Consider the following 1,741-nt stretch of genomic DNA (forward strand, 5'->3'; position numbering starts at 1 on the left):
GGCGGGAGCCGATGTGTGATCACGTAACGCTGTGGTAGGGTCGCGTCCGGATCGGATATCTAGTGCGCGGAGCCGGGAATCGCATCGGCCGATCGCGTTCACGCCTCGATTTCGGCTGGGGTTTTCATGAACCAGGCTTCCAAATCGCCGTTGGGCGGGGACCGGACAACGGCCCGTGCCTTCTTTGTCAGCGATCGCCTCAATACGTCGGGGCTCGAGCGCGGCGACGTGCTGGCAACGACGCCGCTGGCGTTTCGCGTCAATGCCAACGGCACGGCGATCCTGTTTCGTTACGGCGTCGTCGTTCTGATCGGCCTCAATGCGCTGGAAGAGGAGGAATTCCTCGGCAGCCTGCAATCGCGCCTGACGCGACCGTTCGCGCGGCGGGACGAGGAAATTGCCACCATCGAGCTGGCCCCGGACCGGGAGGAACAGATCCCGCCGGGCGGTCCGATCTGCCTGCAAAGCCTCGCGCCGGAACGGCTGATCCTGATCGGCGAGGCGCTCGCCAAGAGCGTGGTTCTGGCCCGGCACGAGCGCGAGGTGGCGAGCGTGTTCGACATGACCGAACCGTTCGCACGCGAGCTTGCGCAGAGCGGGCGGATGCGCGGCGGCCGCGGCGCGATCTTGAAGCAGATCGGCAATGCGCTCTCGGTGCGGCACCGGGTGTCGGGGCCCGTCGAGGTGTCCGAGAAGCCCGACATCCTCTGGGACAAGCCGCAGCTCGAGCGGCTCTACGCTCGGCTGGAGGACGAATACGAGCTCAAGGAGCGTGCGGAATCGCTGAACCGCAAGCTCGCCGTGATCGCGGAGACCGCCCAGGTATTGACGGACATCATCGATACCAGGCGCTCGCTGCGGCTCGAACTGATCATCGTGTTCCTGATCCTGTTCGAGGTGTTGATCACCGTGTATCAGCTCGCCATCTCCCGGCACGGCTGAACCCGGGGCGATTTCCCCGTGCTCGATCCGCGCGGCAAGGAGGGCGTGATCGTCGGCGCGCGGCGCGAAAAAATCGTATAGGCTCTCCCCGATGGAATCGCCCGCCCGCCAGATCGCGCCCGAGCCCGCGACGGACCGCCGCCAGTCCGAGACCGCGCGGGCGATCGCGCGCGGCACCGCGCGGCTGCTGCGATCGCTGGGATTTTCCTGCATCAGCGAATTGCCGCTGCCGTCCGGCCGGCGCGCCGATCTGGTGGCGCTGAACGAGCGCGGCGAGATCTGGATCGTCGAGATCAAATCGTCGGTGGAGGATTTGCGCGCCGACCAGAAATGGCAGGACTACCGGATGCATTGCGACCGGCTGTTCTTCGCCTTCACCCGGGATCTGCCCTGCGAGATTTTCCCGGCTGATACCGGCCTGATCGTTGCCGACGCCTATGGCGCGCATCTGCATTGCGAGGCGCCGGAGCATCGCCTGCCGGCCGCGACCCGCAAGCAGATGACGGTGCGGTTCGCGATCGCCGCGGCGCAGCGGATCAACCGGTGGGTCGATCCGCAGGGGCATGGGGAGTTCTAGCGCGTGATCCGGACCCGAACGGCCGCGTGAGCGCAAAGCGCGAACCGGTCTTCCGAAATTTGTATTTCGCCGGGATGATCTTGAGGCTCGGAGAACTGACATGAGGCGCCGCGATTTCATAAAGGTAGTCACCGGCGCGATGACGTGGTCGTTCGCTGCCGCTGCGCAGCAAGCCAGCAAGGTCTGGCGGATCGGCGTGCTGGAAACGTCGGCTCTCGCCTT

Annotated in this window: 2 protein-coding genes; both read left to right on the top strand. The window is 65.8% G+C overall.

Annotated features, from left to right (window positions below; translation table 11 throughout):
* The first annotated feature begins 126 nt into the window (after positions 1-126).
* Complete coding sequence (locus WCE35_RS03750) at positions 127-942, top strand: RMD1 family protein (protein WP_424591998.1); 816 nt, start codon at positions 127-129, stop codon at positions 940-942.
* Positions 943-1,033: 91 nt separating this feature from the next.
* A complete protein-coding gene (locus tag WCE35_RS03755; RefSeq protein WP_424591999.1) occupies positions 1,034-1,519 on the top strand; it encodes an MmcB family DNA repair protein in 486 nt (161 codons plus the stop codon).
* The last annotated feature ends 222 nt before the right edge of the window (positions 1,520-1,741 follow it).

Origin of the sequence: Bradyrhizobium sp. (assembly GCF_049691595.1) — a bacterium.
Classification (GTDB): Bacteria; Pseudomonadota; Alphaproteobacteria; order Rhizobiales; family Xanthobacteraceae; genus Bradyrhizobium.

What these genes read in the sequence shown, in the direction of transcription:
- WCE35_RS03750 (WP_424591998.1), top strand. Translation starts at nt 127, where the DNA reads ATGAACCAGGCTTCCAAATCGCCGTTGGGCGGGGACCGGACAACGGCC.
- WCE35_RS03755 (WP_424591999.1), top strand. Translation starts at nt 1,034, where the DNA reads ATGGAATCGCCCGCCCGCCAGATCGCGCCCGAGCCCGCGACGGACCGC.